The organism is Paenibacillus sp., assembly GCF_035645195.1.
Lineage (GTDB): Bacteria > Bacillota > Bacilli > Paenibacillales > YIM-B00363 > Paenibacillus_AE.
The window spans coordinates 1-16,537 of record NZ_DASQNA010000010.1 but is presented as its reverse complement, the minus strand read 5'-3'; the positions used below and the strand labels follow the sequence as shown (position 1 = coordinate 16,537).

8 protein-coding genes are annotated in these 16,537 nt (G+C 58.5%); 5 read left to right on the top strand and 3 right to left on the bottom strand.

Annotation, left to right across the window (positions count from 1 at the left end; all coding sequences use genetic code 11):
* Positions 1–7 precede the first annotated feature (7 nt).
* From VE009_RS04430 to VE009_RS04420, 3 genes are read left to right on the top strand one after another with little or no spacing between them, the layout of a single operon-like run.
* Complete coding sequence (locus VE009_RS04430; protein ID WP_325006198.1) at positions 8–2,302, top strand: hybrid sensor histidine kinase/response regulator; 2,295 nt, start codon at positions 8–10, stop codon at positions 2,300–2,302.
* Position 2,303: 1 nt separating this feature from the next.
* Positions 2,304–2,693: a response regulator gene (locus VE009_RS04425; RefSeq protein ID WP_325006197.1), complete on the top strand. Its 390-nt coding sequence runs from the start codon at positions 2,304–2,306 to the stop codon at positions 2,691–2,693.
* A complete protein-coding gene (locus tag VE009_RS04420; RefSeq protein WP_325006196.1) occupies positions 2,693–4,348 on the top strand; it encodes a bifunctional diguanylate cyclase/phosphodiesterase in 1,656 nt (551 codons plus the stop codon). The genes VE009_RS04425 and VE009_RS04420 overlap by 1 nt, the downstream gene beginning before the upstream one ends.
* Positions 4,349–4,394: 46 nt before the next feature.
* On the opposite strand, the gene VE009_RS04415 is transcribed toward VE009_RS04420, so the two are convergent.
* From VE009_RS04415 to VE009_RS04405, 3 genes are read right to left on the bottom strand one after another with little or no spacing between them, the layout of a single operon-like run.
* Complete coding sequence (locus VE009_RS04415; protein ID WP_325006195.1) at positions 4,395–5,291, bottom strand: glycine betaine ABC transporter substrate-binding protein; 897 nt, start codon at positions 5,289–5,291, stop codon at positions 4,395–4,397.
* A gap of 3 nt (positions 5,292–5,294) precedes the next feature.
* Positions 5,295–6,134, bottom strand: a complete 840-nt coding sequence (locus tag VE009_RS04410; protein WP_325006194.1) for a proline/glycine betaine ABC transporter permease — start codon at positions 6,132–6,134, stop codon at positions 5,295–5,297.
* 6 nt (positions 6,135–6,140) lie between these two features.
* Complete coding sequence (locus tag VE009_RS04405; RefSeq protein ID WP_325006193.1) at positions 6,141–7,331, bottom strand: glycine betaine/L-proline ABC transporter ATP-binding protein; 1,191 nt, start codon at positions 7,329–7,331, stop codon at positions 6,141–6,143.
* 254 nt (positions 7,332–7,585) lie between these two features.
* On the opposite strand from VE009_RS04405, the gene VE009_RS04400 reads away from it, so the two are divergent.
* Both VE009_RS04400 and VE009_RS04395 read left to right on the top strand, forming a co-directional pair.
* On the top strand, positions 7,586–8,155 hold the full coding sequence (locus VE009_RS04400; RefSeq protein WP_325006192.1) for a GbsR/MarR family transcriptional regulator: 570 nt from the start codon (positions 7,586–7,588) through the stop codon (positions 8,153–8,155).
* A 429-nt stretch (positions 8,156–8,584) separates the two neighbouring features.
* Positions 8,585–16,537 (top strand): fibronectin type III domain-containing protein (locus tag VE009_RS04395; RefSeq protein ID WP_325006191.1); only part of this gene is annotated, 7,953 nt, incomplete at its 3' end.

Genomic DNA, 16,537 nt, shown 5'->3' with positions numbered 1-16,537 from the left:
GAACCCGATGCCAAACGGATGGACAGGCCCTTTCCCGGAGATGCAGGCTCCAATTACTTTGCTAGACCCGACGCTGCCGAATTTTCCGATCGTCTACGCCAGCTCTCAATTCCTCAGTATGATCGGCTATGAGATGGAAGATGTCATAGGCAAAAGCTTGAACCTCTTGCTCGGCCCGATGACGGACATGCATCTGTTCGAGCGGCTGTGGGAGGAAGGCAAGAACGGCCGGGCGCTCGAAGCGGTCCTGCGGCTGCACGACCGCTCCGGCGCAGCGTTTTGGGACCATTTGATCTGCAGGCCGCTCATGGGCCGCGATGGCAGCTGCTTCTGCTATATCGTGTTTCATGAGCGGTTTACGGGCTACGAGAAACAGCGCCTGCAGCCGATGCTGGACGTCGGGCATTCGGAAGACGGCTTCGCGATCATTGCCGCCGTCGACGAAGAAGGAACCGTGCGGTACGTGAACGAGCGGCTGCGCGAGCTGTGCCGCTGCGACGAGGCGGAGATCGTCGGCGCGTCGCTAGGCGACTTATTTCCGGACATGCGCAGTCAGTCCATCCACGGCGAAATTGAACGCTGCGTGCGCAGCGGCAGGCCGTGGCGCGGACGGTTGCAATACATAAACCGGAGCGGGGAAGTTTGCTGGTTGAATGCGACCGTATTTCCGTCGCTGGACGAACGGCAGCGGCTGCGGAAATATTTTGTAATCGGCTACGACGTTACGGAAGAGGTTCGGATGCAGGAGCAGCTGTTCGCGAGCGAGAAGAAATATTATTCGCTGCTGATGAACATGCCGACCGGCTGCTCGCATCACGAGCTCATCGACGGCGGCGCCGGAACGACCGATTTTCGATTCGCCGAGGTCAATCCCGCGTTCGCGGACTGCTTCGGCATCGATCCCGACAGCATCGTCGGCCGACGGTATTCCGAGGTATATCGGCATTTTTATTTTCCGAGCGAGTGGCTGAGCATCTGCGGAACGATCGGGGAACGCGGCGGAACGCATATGTTCGGGGACTACTACTCCGTCCGGACAGAGCGATGGCTGACGGTGTCCGCGTTCAGCATGGGCTATCAGCAATTCGCGTTCATCGTCGAAGATATAACGGAGCGGAAGCTGAACGAGCAGGAATTCGAACGGGCCAAGTCGCTCGCCGAGGCGGCGAATCGAGCGAAATCGCAGTTTCTCGCGAATATCAGCCACGAGATGCGGACCCCGCTGAACGGCATCGTCGGCTTGACCGAGCTGACGATGCTCACCGAGCTCGATTGGGAACAGAAGGAAAATCTTAGCATCATTAAATCTTGCGCCGATACGCTGCGCAAGGTGATCAACGACGTGCTTGATTTGGCGAAGATCGAAGCCGGCCGCATCGAGCTCGAGGAAGTGGCGTTCCCTCTCAAAGAGCTGGTGGACAAAACGGCGGCTTCCCATCTGCTGCAGGCAAACGAGAAAGGGTTAGAACTGAAAACGCAAATCTATCCGGACGTCCCGGCTCACGTCGTCGGGGACCCGTCGAAAATCCAGCAAATCCTGAACAATTTGTTGGCGAACGCCATTAAATTCACGGAGAGCGGGACGGTGCAGCTGACCGTGGAGAAAGGGTACGATGCGCGCAAGCGGGAGACGCGGCTGCTGTTCCGGGTTATGGATACGGGCATCGGCATCGCGGAGGAGGATATGGGGCGGTTGTTCCAGGCGTTCAGCCAAGTGGACGGGACGTATACGCGCAAGTACGGCGGTTCGGGATTGGGGCTCGTCATTTCGAAGGAGCTGGCGGAGCGGATGGGCGGCGCGCTTTGGGTAGAGAGCGAGCCGGGCGCCGGCAGCACGTTCGCCTTCGCGGTCCCTTTGCGCACCGCGGACAGCGTCGAGCCCCGTTTGCCTTATTCGGTCGACCGCCGGTTCCGCGGCGTCAGCGTGCTCTACGCGGAAGACGATGCGGTGAGCCGGAAAATCGTCGCCACGCTGCTGCAGCGCCATGACGTTCGGATCGTCACCGCCGCCAACGGCGAGGAGGCGCTGGGTATCCTGGATTCCGTGGAAATCGACATCGTGCTGATGGACATACAGATGCCCGTCATGGACGGGCTCGAGGCGACGCGGCGCATCCGTAAGCACCAGGATCCCCGCATTCGGGATATGCCGATCATCGCCGTGACGGCGCACGCGACGAAGGAGCACGAAGCCCAATTTTTGGAGCACGGCATCGACGCGTTCCTCAGCAAGCCGATCTCGCTGCAGCAATTGATCGACACCGTCGGCGAGCAACTATTCCAACGCGAAGGACGGAGATAACGTGAGGGCGCTCATAGTGGAAGACGACTACGCGAGCAGAATCGTAATGAAGAAATTTTTGGCGGAGGTCGGCCCTTGGGACGCCAGCCTCGCGGTCGACGGCGTCGAGGGCGTGGACGCCTTCTTGCAGGCGCACAAAGACAGGGAGCCGTACGACCTGATTTGTCTCGACATCATGCTGCCGCGGGTAGACGGGATCAACGTCCTCCGCATCGTCCGGCAGCTGGAGAAAGAGCACAACTACCTGCCCTCGAAAATCATGATGACGACCGCCCTGTACGATAAGTCGAAGGTCGACGAGGCGTTCGCGTTCGGCTGCCAGGCGTACTGCACGAAACCGCTCGATTTGCAGAAGATCCGGGACGTCATGGGCAAGCTGGGGCTTCTTTGATGTACGCCGATATCACCGTGCTCCGAACGCTGGATTCGGACTGGAACGCAATTCTTTTCGAGGACGGGATCGTCGCGGACGCGTTCCGCGCCGCGGCGGCGTCTTTAGGCTACAGCGGCGCGGCCGAGCTCGTCGGTATGCCGTATACGGGGCTGGTGCAGCAGCGGATTACGTCTTCGTTGATGGATGAAATTCAACACGCGTTGCGGCGGGAAGGCCGCTGGGTCGGCGAGCTGAAGCTGCGGAAGCGCTCGGGCGATTGGTTTTGGGCGGAGTGCACGGTGCGGCTGCTGGACGAGGAGCGCGAATCGGCCCGAGTGCTGTGCTGGTTTCGCGATGTCACCCGGCGGAAGGAGCTGGAGCAGCAGCTGTTCGTTTCGGGCTGTTACGATACGCTGACTTCGCTGCCCAACCGGTCTTACTTTGGATACAGGCTGTCCATCGAGGTCGACAAGGCGGCGAGGCTTCCTTCGCGGAAGCTGCTGCTTCTGACGTTGGACGTCGACCGGTTTAAAATCATCAACGATTCGCTGGGCCACGCGTTCGGCGACCGGGTGCTGGCCGCGATCGTGCGGCGCATGCAGGGGGCGCTGGACGAATCGACGCTGCTCGCGCGGACGGGCGGAGATTCGTTCGCGGTGCTGATGAAGCTAGATACGAACGAATCATTCGAGCCGATGGTGGATCGGCTGCTGCAGGCGGTCGCCGAGCCGATGTTCATCGAGCAGAACGAGCTGTCGGTGACGTTCAGCGTCGGCGCCAGCTTCTGTCCGCGCGACACGAAGCGGGCGGAGAAGCTCGTGCGGAACGCCGAGCTGGCGCTCGCCAACGCGAAGGAGCAAGGACGCAACACGCTGCTGTACTTCGACGAGAAAATGAACGCCTCGTCGATGCGCCGGCTGCTGCTGCCGAACTATTTGCGCCGCGCGATCGAGCGGGAAGAGTTCGAAGTGTACTACCAGCCGAAGCAGCGGCTGTCCGACGGCGGCGTGTACGGGGCCGAGGCGCTGATCCGCTGGCATTCGCCCGACCTCGGGTGGGTGCTGCCGACGGAATTCATTCCGGTCGCCGAGGAGCTCGGGCTGATCGGGCGCATCGGGGAATACGTCATGGCGTCCGCCTGCGCGCAGGCGAGGGCATGGCAGCTCGAAGGGCGGCCGATCGCCGTCAGCGTCAATTTGTCGAGCAAGCAGTTCCAGCAGCAAGAATTAAACGCTATTATCGCTTCGATTTTATCGACCGCCAAGCTGCCTCCGGAGCTGCTCGAGGTGGAGCTGACCGAAAGCAGCGTCATGCAGCATCCGAAGGATTCCGCCTTGGCGCTGAAGCGGCTGAAAGATTTAGGCGTGTCCGTGTCGGTCGACGATTTCGGCACCGGCTTCTCGTCGCTGAACTATTTGTCGCTGTTTCCGCTCGACACGCTGAAGATCGATAAGTCGTTCGTGCAGGCGATGGCGCTGGATACGAAAAATATGGCGCTCGTGCAGGCGATCATCGACCTCGGCCACAAGCTTGGGCTGCGGGTCGTCGCCGAAGGCGTGGAAACGGAGGAGCAGCGGAGATGGCTCCAATCGTTCGGATGCGACGGCATCCAAGGCTACCTGCTCAGCCCGCCGATTCCGCCGGCGCAGTTTCAGGAACAGTTTCTTCGCTGAAAAAAAGCGGTCAACCTTCCCCGTAGGGAGGTTGACCGCTTTGCTATTATTCGATGCCTGCGAGCCAAGCGTCGACTTTGTCGGCGTTGGCGTTCACCCATGCCGCCGCCGCCTCGGCCGGCTCCGCGCCTTCTTGGATATCGACCATGACGGCCGCCATGTCTTCCGGCGTCCAGACGAATTGGTCGAGGAATTTGTACGCCTCAGGATGATCGTCACCCAAGCCTTGGCGGACGATCGTATGAATTTGCTCGTCGCCGCCGTATACGCCTTTCGAGTCCTCCAAATATTTCAGGTCCATTTTGCCGAACTTCCAGTGCGGCGTCCAGCCGGTGACGATAATCGGCTTCTGCGCCTCGTACGCGCTTTGGAGCTCGGCGGCCATGGCGGCCGAGCTGCTCTCCAGCAGCGTCCACCCTTCCAAGCCGTACTCGTCGAGCGCCTTCTCGGTCGCCATCATGAGGCCCGCGCCCGGCTCGATGCCGACGATCGTTGCGTCGACCGATTCCGCGACGGCCGCGTCCTTCAGATCTTCGATCGTGGAGATCTCCATGTAGGAAGGAACGACGAGGCCGATTTTCGTGCCGTCGAGATTCGGTCCGAGATCTTCGATCTTGCTTTTATTTTCTTCGTAATACGTCTGGTGAGTGGACGGCAGCCAAGCGGCGACCATCGCGTCCGCGCTGCCGCCGGCGACGCCGGTCCACATCGGTCCAGCGTCGACCTGCAGCAGCTCTACTTCATAGCCGAGCTTCTCTTCCAATACGTATTCGACGACATGCGTGCTGGCGATTTCGGAATCCCATGCGACATAGGCGAGCTTCAGCTCCTTCGGCTCGGCGGATCCTCCCGTCGAACCTTGCGAGGAGCAGCCTGCGGCCGTCAGCGCCGCGGCCAGCACGCCTGCGGTAATCGTTGCGAGTTTCCATCGTTTCGTGTTCATGTGTTATCCTCTCCTTTGGTTATTGCGAATCATGGCTTGGGTGAAGCGGTCCAGCACGATCGCCAGAATGACGACCGCGAGTCCGGCTTCGAACCCGACGCCGGTCTTCAACTGAGTAATCGCCTGCAGCACCTTCGAGCCGACCCCCTGCGCGCCGATCATCGAGGCGATGACGACCATCGACAGCGACAGCATGATCGTCTGGTTGACGCCCGCCATCATCGTCGGCACGGCGAGCGGCAGCTGAAGCTTGAACAGCTTCTGCGACTTCGTGGAGCCGAAGGCGTCCGCCGCTTCGACGAGGTCGGCCGGCACCTGCCGAATGCCGAGGTTCGTCAGGCGGATCGTCGGCGGAATCGCGAAGATAACCGACGCGATGACGCCCGGTACGGCGCCCAGCGAGAAGAACGATACCGCCGGAATGAGATACACGAACGCCGGCATCGTCTGCATGAAGTCCAGCACCGGCGTAACGGTGGACTGCACCCGGTCGTTCTGCGCGCACCAGATGCCGATCGGAATGCCGAATACGATCGAAATGAGAGCGGAAGTCATCACCAGCGACAGCGTCTGCATCGTCGGCCCCCACAGCTCCAAATTCCAAATAAGCAGGAAGCCGATGAGCGTAAACAGCGCGAGGCGGAAGCGCCCGAGCGCATAAGCGATACCGGTTAGGAGCAAAATCATGACAGGAGCGGGAACGAGCTCGAACGCCCATTCGAAGCCGTCCACGATCGAGCCGATGGCGAACTTCATGAAATCGAAGATCGCTCCCGCATGGTCGTTCAACCAATCCTCGAAGGCGTCGACCCAATCCCGCAGCGGAATTCTAGGAATAGGCATCGTTCGTCACCGCCCTTCTACGTTGTGATTTCCGGCGAGCGCCGCAAGCACGGCCCCCCGGATAATGATGCCTTGCAGCTTGCCGTTGTCGCCGATGACGGCGACAGGCACGCGCGTCTCGCTGACGGTCTGGAATAGATCGTGCAGCAGCGTGTCCGGAGACACCCGGGGCACGTCGCGGATCGTAATGTCCCCGAGGCTCTTGCCTTCTCTGACGGCGGCGGACGCGTCCTCGGCGGTAATGACGCCGAGCAGCTGCCGGTCCCGGTCGACGACGTACAAGTTCGAGACGCCCTGATCTTTCATTAGCTGCAGCGCGACGCGCGGCCCCCGGTCGAGGCCGATCGTCTCCGGCCGGCGCATGACGTGAGCGGCGGTCAGCACCTTCGACAAATCGACATCCTCCACGAACCGCTCTACATAATCGTTCGCGGGCTTCGTCATGATTTGCTCCGGCGTGCCGATCTGCACGACGGCGCCGTCCTTCATGAGCGCGATCCGGTCGCCGATGCGCAGCGCTTCGTCCAAGTCGTGGGTAATGAACACGATCGTTTTTTTCATCTTCGCTTGCAGCTGCAGCAGTTCGTCCTGCATATCCTTGCGGATGAGCGGGTCGAGGGCGCTGAACGCCTCATCCATTAGCAGCACGTCCGGGTCGTTCGCGAGAGCCCGGGCGAGGCCGACCCGCTGCTGCATGCCGCCGCTCAGCTGATCCGGCTTTTGCCTCTCCAAGCCGCCGAGTCCGACGAGCTCGAGCGAGGCCATAGCCGCCTCCCGGCGCTTCGCTTTCGGCACGCCCTGCACCTCGAGTCCGTATTCGACGTTCTCTAGAATCGTGCGGTGCGGGAATAGGGCGAATTTTTGAAATACCATGCTTATGTGCTTCCGGCGGATCGTCCGCAGCGTCTCGGGGTCGGCTTTGACCAGATCCTTCCCTTGGAACAGCACCTGCCCGTCCGTCGGTTCGATCAAGCGGTTCAGCAGCCGAACGAGCGTCGATTTGCCGCTGCCCGAGAGGCCCATGATCACGAAAATTTCGCCCGGCTCGATCGAGAAGCTGACGCGGTTGACGCCTACCGTCAGCCCGGTTTCTTTAAAGATGGCTTCCTTCGTTCGGCCTTCGCGCAGAAGCGGAATCGCCCGCTTCGGATCGCTGCCGAATACTTTCGTAAGCTCTTTCGCTTCGATAATCGGCATGTCTGCATTCCCCCTTCCTTCGTCCGATTCGGTGTGGTCCCATCTAGTCTACCGTTCCTATCGAATGGGGGTCAAAACCAAATAAAGATCGTATGGAACGTACAGAATAAACTTTACGTACATATTGTACCGTATACTCCCATATCCTGCCGATTCCTGCCGGATCGCCGCTTTACACGGAGTCGACAGTTTTCTACAATGGTCGTAACGCTTGCGCCGCCATGCGTACGGGAAGGCCTGCCCTTGCAGACCCGATGAAGGAGGGGACGGCATTGGATACCGAATTGACGAAGCAGAAATTACAAAAAATACGGCAGCGCGTGATCGAGACGATCGGCAATAATATGGATTTATACGGCGTGACGATGTCCGTGGGCCATATGTACGGGCATATGTATTTTTGCGATGAACCTGTCACTTTGGACGAAATGGGCGAAGCGATGGGGATGAGCAAGACGAGCATGAGCACCGGCATGCGGACGTTGATGGATTTGAAAATGGTGAACAAGGTATGGGGGAAAGGGAGCCGCAAGGATCTCTACGTGGTGGAGCCGGATTGGCACCAGACGTTCGTGGATTATTTCTCCGTCCGGTGGCGCAAATCGTTGGAAATGAACTTGAACGCGCTCCGCAAATCGCTGAACGAGCTCGGCGCGTTGAAGCGGGAGGCGGAAGCGGCCGGCGACGCGGAATGGATCGCCGTGCTCGAGCAGGACGAACGGAAGCTGCTCGAGGCCGTCAATTACTATAAATGGCTGGATCGATTAATCGATACGTTCGAATCGGGGGACATTTATAAGCTGGTGCCGAAGGAAGAGGGATAGACTGGACGCAGGGAGACCTCGCATCGTGGGATGCGGGGTTTTTGCGTGCAATAACGCAGCGCCCATCGGCCGATGGAGCCGGAAGCGAAGAGGAAAATACGTAAACCTACCGATACATGGGAAACCTTGAAGCCGCTAAGATGAGAACCGTGAATATTTTCAGCCCCTCATTTTCCCCGCAACGAATTCATTGCTGAATTGTTACCATGCATCCATGTCAAAAGAGAAGGCAGACTCGCCGCGGTGTTTGAAACGAACTGTCCAAGAAGGGGGAGTCGGTATTTTGTGATACAAAATGTATCGGAACCTAAGCGTTAATCTTCTGAATTTCTTCGCAAAAAATTGTGTTCCTATTCACAGAAATGTCTCATCATGTAGTGTAAGATACGATTCGTATCAAAGGCAAAACATGTAAACGGAGGAAATGACATGAGAAAAGCTCGAACGCGCTTTAGGCCGTATAAGCGCGTAATAAGTTGGCTGCTCGCCGTTATATTGACCGGCCTGCAATGTTTCACCCCGCCCGCGCAGGTGAAAGCCGAATCGGCGGGCATCGCTAATTTTACGGTGGAGGCCAACGAAGCCAACAACGGACTCGTGCTTTCGTGGACGAATCCGAACGACCCGAATTATTCGAAGGTGAAAATTTATCGCCAAATCGGAACGAATACGGGCAGTTGGTCCTTCGTGAAAGAAGGCAATTTGACAACGCACACGGACAGTTTTAATACGATGAAGCTGTATACCACGTATTATTACAAGCTTGAAGCGTATAACAAGTCCAATCAAATGATCGGCGAACCGGCATACGCCTCAGGACGTCTTCGGGCGGGGCCGATTACGCTGGTGTCGTGGGATTTGGAGAATAACGAAGTAGTTCATGCCGGCAATCAGCATTACTACGAGCTCCTTGTTCAGTTTTTGGCGGAGGAAGATATCGTATCGATCGCTTACGAGTATTCAACGGACGGCACGAATTGGGCGCCATTTGCGGAACTGGTCCCTACGGCTGTCGCCAGGACGACCAGTGGTCAATGGTATCGCAGCGTTCGCGTGGATATGAACGATATTCCGGACGGTACGCATTATATTCGGGCGATCGCGACGGATGCGAGCGGAGATACGCTGACGGAGCAGACGACGTTCTTTAAGGACAGCACTCGCCCGAATGGCGTAACGAACGCCGCTGCGGATGTAAGCCAAGCGGATACGCATGTCTTGACTTGGGTCAATCCGACGGCGGACTTTCATCACGTCGTCATTCAACGCAGAACTCCAGGGGATTCGAATACGTGGACGAACGTGACGACGGACCTCCAGAACAACACGATTACCGTCCCGGCGATCGCCGGATTGAAATATGAATATAGCATCACCGCAGTGGACGCCGTCGGCAACAAATCGCTTGCCGTACCGACGCTGCAAGTGCAATCGCCGATGGATGGACCGGTGATCGACGTCATGGAACCGGCCGACAATACGAAGACGGCGGATGCTTCCATCAAATACAACGTTAAGGCCCGCGATAACGTGCCGGTTACCTCCATATTGGTCGAAGTGTCGACGAACGGGGCGGATTGGGTTCCGATCAACGCCTCGAGCACCGCTCCGACGGTCGCCAATCACTATTATTCGGTTACCGGCAACCACAAGCTTGATAGCTATGGGGAGGTTCAACTGCGATTCCGCGCGACGGTGACGGACCAGTTGGGGCGGACGACGTCGATGGAACGAACCGTAACCGTGGACCGAGTCGCCCCTCAAGCTCCTGAAAATCTCACGGCGACGCAGGAAGGGGGCGGCGTTCGGCTGAAGTGGGATGCTTTGCCCGATATCAAACATTATTATATCGTCCGGGTGGGGGATTCGCTCAACGGCGTTCCGAGCCACGGATGGTACGTGTATCCGCCGGAAGTCGGCGTGCTGGATGCCAATGCTCCGAAGAAGCCGCTTACGTATACGGTGAGCGCGGTCGACCATTTGAATAACCAAGGGCCGCCGGCGACCGTCTCCATTGTGAATACCGACGGACCGGCGTTGACGCTGGAGCGCGGGATGGAAGCGAAGGTGAACCAATCCTCCTACGAGCTTAGGGGGACGACGGAGCCCGGCGCCCAAGTGAAGGTGAATAACGTCGGGGCGATCGTGGCCGCCGACGGCAGCTTCCGGCATACGGTGTCCTTGCAGCCGGGGGCGCAGACGTTGACCGTCACGTCGACCGACGCCGGCGGGACGACGACGATGGTTCAACGGGTCGTTCTAGACCAACAGGGGCCGAATCTTACGGCCTTCGAGCCCGCCGATAATACCGTCGTTTCGGGTTATAGCAGCAGTTTGCGCGTCGCCGCGACAGACCCCGGGATTTCGGGCATCGAGAAGATTGAGTTTCAAGTTTCGTTGACCGATGGGAATACATGGAGAACGTTCGCCCTCCTTGATAAATCCCAATTTACGCAGTCTACCTCGACGACCTCTTCGAGCGTCGATAAGAGGTACTCTTGGAACACCTTCGAGGAAATCGAAGGCGTCGGCAGACTGCCGGACGGACCTTACAAATTCCGCGTGCTCGTGTATGACGGCGCAGGTAACGTTACAGACGGCCTGCCGATCCGGGTATGGGTCGTAGACAATTCGGCGTACGAGGCCGAGGTCGGTACGCCGGCGGATTTCCGCATCGAGAATAGAATTGAAGAAATTAAGTTGAGTTGGGTGAAAAACGTCGATACGCATACCAAGGAGTACGATGTTTATCGGTCGACGAACCCGGCGGAGGGATTTGCGAAAATAGGCAGTTCCGCGACCGATACCTTCGTGGATAAGACCGTGTTCCATGGCACCAAATATTACTATAAGGTTCAGGCGGTCTCCAAGGTCGGTGTCCTGGGTGAATTTACGCCTGTGTTGGAAGGCGAGGCGCTTCCGGATACCATTGCACCGATCATCACGCAAGTGTACACGGGTACCGGAAATGTGGTCGGAGGATCGAATCCGTCGTTCAGGTTATCCGTCCAAGAAAATTCTCGTTTAGGCGTCGCTTCGGTGACGGCGGCGTATTCGACAAACAACGGAGAGCACTGGAATGCGCTGCCAGGCAGTGTTACGGGACCCCACAGCGCGTCGCCGAATCCGTATTGGATGGTGTATTGGGATAAGACGAACTTCGTGTCGGGCCCTTATTTGATTCGTTTTACGGTGAAGGACAAGAACGGGAATTCAACCGTGACGACGCTCGACTTCACTTTGGATGTCGACGTCGAAACGCCGATCATGACGTCGCTGACCTCCGTGGACAGCATGGTCAAGGTAGAGTGGGCGCCGATTCAGGCGGCCGACTACGGTAAAGTCGAGGTCCTGCGCTCTACTCGCCGGGATGGCTCTTATCATTCGAGTGGATCGGTCACGAGCGCCGCAACGACGTCTTTCACGGATTCGAGCGGCTTAACCATTGGTCAGTTGTATTACTACAAACTGCGCTTCACGGATAAACTCGGGAATACCTCCGAGAGCGCTATTTCCGCTGTGCGCGTCGCCGACGACCAACAGCCGCCGACGATTCAATGGAATTCCCCTGCGGACGGTGCGACGATCGGGGGCAGCAGCGTACAGCTGCACACATCGCTATCCGACAACAGAGGCGTGTCCGGGACGAAGGCCGAATATTCGACGGATGGCGGGACGGAATGGCACTTTGCCGCCAATGGCAGCTGGTCGCACAGCGGTTATTACTATGCATGGAATTTGGAAGGTTTGCAGGAAGGAACCTACCTGGTTCGGATCTCTGCTTGGGACGCTGCGAATAATATCGCAACCGCACAAAGGTCTTACAAGTTGGATAAGTCCGTCAGCGTAGCTCCGAACTTCAAAGCGACGCCGGAAGAGAACGGCATTCTGTTAACCTGGGATAAGATTTCCGACCCGGATCAAGCCAACCATCCGTACCGCATCCATTACGGGACGAATCCGGGTGGGCCGTACACGGAAGTGATGCTGGCCCAGAACGTTTCGCAGTATCGTATTCAAAATTTGCATCCGACCACGACGTATTACTTCAAGCTGAAGACGGTCGACCTTGTAGGCAATGTCGCTTGGACTCCCGAGATCTCGGCTGCCTATCTGCCGGACGCTGCGCCTCCGATCATTGAGAGCGTCACGCCGCAAACCGGAGTGACCATTGGCGGCACCGGCAATGAAACGGTTCGGGCGTATTTCAAAGACAACACCGGATATGTAGGGGCTACGGCGACCTTCGAATATTCCGTCGACGGGGAAACGTGGGTTCCGATGAGCGGCACGGTATCCGGACCGAGCGTCGGGTACGGCGATCCCAGCTTCTCTATCGGATGGGTCCACAAGGATCTGCCTTCGGGAACGTACAACGTTCGAATTACGATTCGCGACGCGGCGGGGAACAGCGCATCGCGGACCGTCGTTTACGCTTTGGATCACGACGCGCCGGCGGCGCCGCAAAACCTGATCGGCCGCTACGGCTCGGGCGTCGTCAACTTGACGTGGGAGAAGCCGGCGGACCTTGATTTAAAGATTTACAAACTGTACCGAGCTACCAGCGCCGCAGGTCCGTTTACGATGATTAAAGAAATCAATTCCACGGCGCTAACGTACACGGACAATACGATCCAACCCGGATTGACGTATTATTACAAGCTTCGGGCGACGGACAAATTCGACCAAGAAGGGCCTGAGTCGAACGTGGCGGCCGCATACGCGGTTATGGATACGGAACCTCCTGTCGTGCAGAACATCGCGCCGGCGAACGGCACGATGCTGTCGCCGAAGACGAACGTTAGCGTAACGGCGACCGACAATTTGACGGTGTCCAGCATTAAACTCGAGTATTCCGTGAACGGCGGGGAAACGTGGGCGACCGTCGGCACGAAGGCGGCCAGCGGAGCCAGCACCGGCGTCAGCTTTACGCTGGAATCCGTCATGCACCATGGCGAGCTGATGATTCGCGCCGTCGCGACCGACTCCTACGGCAACCAGAGCACGGGCGGTCCGGTGCGCACGTACACGCTGGATCGGCAAGGGCCGGAGACGGTCACGGGTCTGGTGTATGTGCCCGGAGAAACCACGGTGTATCTCGAGTGGAGCCCTGTGTCCGATGCGGATCTGGACTATTATGTCGTCGAGAAGCGGGGCAGCAACGAGGCGGAGTTTACGCCGATCAGCGGAAGCGCGGATGCCGCTCCGAAGCGGACGGTGTCGGGGCTGGAGCGATTGAAGACGTACGACTTCCGTGTCGTCGGGTACGACGTGCGCGGCAATCGCGGAACGCCTTCCGACCCGGTGACCGTGACTACCGTATCCGACGGAGAAGCTCCGGTCATTACGGAACTGCTGCCGGCGCAAGGAAGCTTCGACCAGCAGATCGCGCTGCAGGCGAAAGCTCGCGACAATATCGGAACGGCCGGGTTTACGTTCCAATATTCGCGGGATCGCAGCGCATGGATCGATATTGCGACGCTGGAAGGCGTCAGCAACTCGGCCTCTTATACTTGGGATACCTCCGCGCTGGAGGAAGGCACGTATTACGTTCGAGTCTTCGCTTGGGATGGCGCGGGGAACGTGAGCGATCGCACCGCTGCCGCGAAAACGGTGGAACTGCGCATCGACCACACGCCGCCATCCGTCCCGACCGGGCTTCAAGCGTCGGCGACGGCCTACAGCGTCGTCCTCGTATGGGATGCGCCGAGCGACACGGACATCGCCGGGATGAACGTGTATCGTTCCGAATCGGCCGATGGGACGTACACTCTGATCAAAGCGTCGCAGACGGGTCAACGTTACGATGACGAATCGGTCGACACCGGCAAGACGTATTATTACAAAATCAGTGCCGTCGATCGGGCCGGGTTGGAAGGCGCCGCTACCGCACCGGTGCAGGCGCAGCTCGTTCAAGATAACGATCCGCCGGCAATCACAAGTTTGACTCCGGCGAACGGCTCCGTATTGGGAGCGAATCCGAAGCTGAAAGCAAGCGCGAGCGATAATTACCGTCTGCGCGACATTGCGTTCGAATATCGCAAGCAAGGCGGTACGGCCTGGACTCCGCTGCAGACGCAGACCGTTACGGGACGGACGGCCTTAGCGGAGATTACCTGGAATACCTCTTCGCTCACGGAAGGCGTTTATGATGTTCGCGTTCGCGCGACCGATGCGACGGGAGTAGCCGGCTCGTGGGTCGAAGCGCGCTACACCTTGAATATGTACGCGCCGGCGGCGCCGGTACTGAGCGCGCAAGCTGGCGGCTGGCAGGCAATGCTGACCTGGACCGTTAACAACGAGCCGGATTTCAAAGAATATCGCGTCTACCGCAGCTTGACGCCAGATTCGGACTTCGCGTTGAAGCGTACGACAAGCGGCACTTCGTTCGCGGATACCAACGTCGAACCGGGCGTTCGTTACTACTATGTCGTCGAAGCGGTGGATACGTATGGGAATGCTTCGCGAAGCAATGTCGTCAACGTCGTGCCTACGGACGAAGACAGCAAGCCGCCGGTCGCGAAAATCGAATATGAAGGGCCTACGTATTTGGGCAGATCCATTCAGTTCAGCGGCTTGAAATCTACGGACAATATTCGGATCGAACGTTACGAGTGGGATTTCGGGGACGGCGCGACCAGCATCGTCGCGGAACCGGTCCACGCGTTCCAAACGGCAGGCGCGTTCACCGTCAAGCTGACGGTTTACGATCCGAAAGGCAATCAACACTCGGCTACTGTTTCGATCGTCGTCGTCGATCAGCCTGAGAAGCCGGCAGGTTTGGTCGGCGATCCGGGAGACCAGAAGGCATACCTCTCGTGGACGCCGAACAGCGAGTCGGACATCGCGGGGTACCACGTTTACCGATTGTCTGGGAACGATTGGGTGCGCCAGTCGGGCCTCCTGACGGAGTCCGTATACGTCGCGGAAGGATTGGTCAACGGAACGGAATATTCCTTCTCCGTCACGGCCGTCAATACGGAGGGCGTAGAGTCGGAGAAATCGCAGCCGATCGCGGTCACTCCTGCCGTGCAGACGGCACGGACGGTCGCGGAGGCGATCGCGAACAACAGCGGAGCGAAGCAGTTGGTGGAGGGCTACATCGTCGGCACGACGGCTTCGTCGAGCGCCGCGACACCGTACGACTTCACCGCGCCATTCTCGTCGCCGACGACGATTTTGCTCGCGGACGATCCGCTCGAAACGCGCGAGAGCCACATACTGGTCGTACACCTGTCTTCCGGCGTGTCTCGCGCGGCGCTGAACTTGATCGACTACCCGGAGAACCGGGGCAAGAAGGTCTGGATTCGCGGCGACCTGCAGACGTACCTGCAAAAGCCGGGCATGACGAACCTTACGAGCCACGGGTTCCTAGCCGATGACGCCGGAGACGTGGAAGCTGATCGCCAGGCGCTGGAGATCGGATATGCTGTTGGAGATACGGCCGAGAGCGTTACGCAGAACCTGACGCTGGCGGTGACCGGAGCGAAAGGCTCGACGATCAGCTGGGCATCGAGCGCGCCGACTACGGTCGCGACTAACGGCCAAGTCACGCGTCCTGCGGCCGGCAGCGGCGACAAGCAAGTGACCTTGACCGCTACGATTCAGAAAGGCGCCGCCTCGGCGACGAAGACGTTCGTTGTGGTGGTGAAGCAGATGGAAGCTACGGCTCCGCAGGCGCCGACGAACCTCACGGCCGTGGCGAGTAGCGCGAAGGTAACCCTGTCGTGGACGGCCAGCGCTACGCCGAGTGTCACCTACAACGTATACCGTAGCGAAACGTATGGCGGCGGCTACAGCAAGTTGAACGCAGCGCCGCTGACGGCAACGACTTACGAGGATACCACGGTGGCGAGCGGGAAGACGTACTACTACGTGGTGAAGGCGGTCGACGGCAAGGGTGTGGAGTCGAGTGCGTCGAATGAGGCGACGGTGACTGTTGCTGCGGTTCCGGGAGTTGGGCGGTATGAGGAGAACTATACCGGATTCGTTTACGAGGGGCGATGGCTGAATCACAGCAATGCAGGACATTCGGGAGGAAATGTGCGCTATACCGAATCTGAAAATGCCAGCATGACGTTCACCTTCCGAGGGACTGCCGTGAAAATAGGTTCTGTACTGCATCCGAATCACGGGATAATGGATGTGTACATTGACGGAACGAAGGCAGGGAGCGTCGATCTTTACAGTAGTGTAAGCAGAAATAATCAGGTAGTTTTTGGGAAAACGGATCTTTCCGACGGCGTGCATACAATCAAAATAGTGAGGACAGGTATAAAGAACCCCGCGGCTATGAAGGCGACTATTGCGGTTGATTATGTTGAAGTCATGGGAAAGAGAATCCCAGCACCTACAGGTTTGAATGCAATGATGAACCAAGGC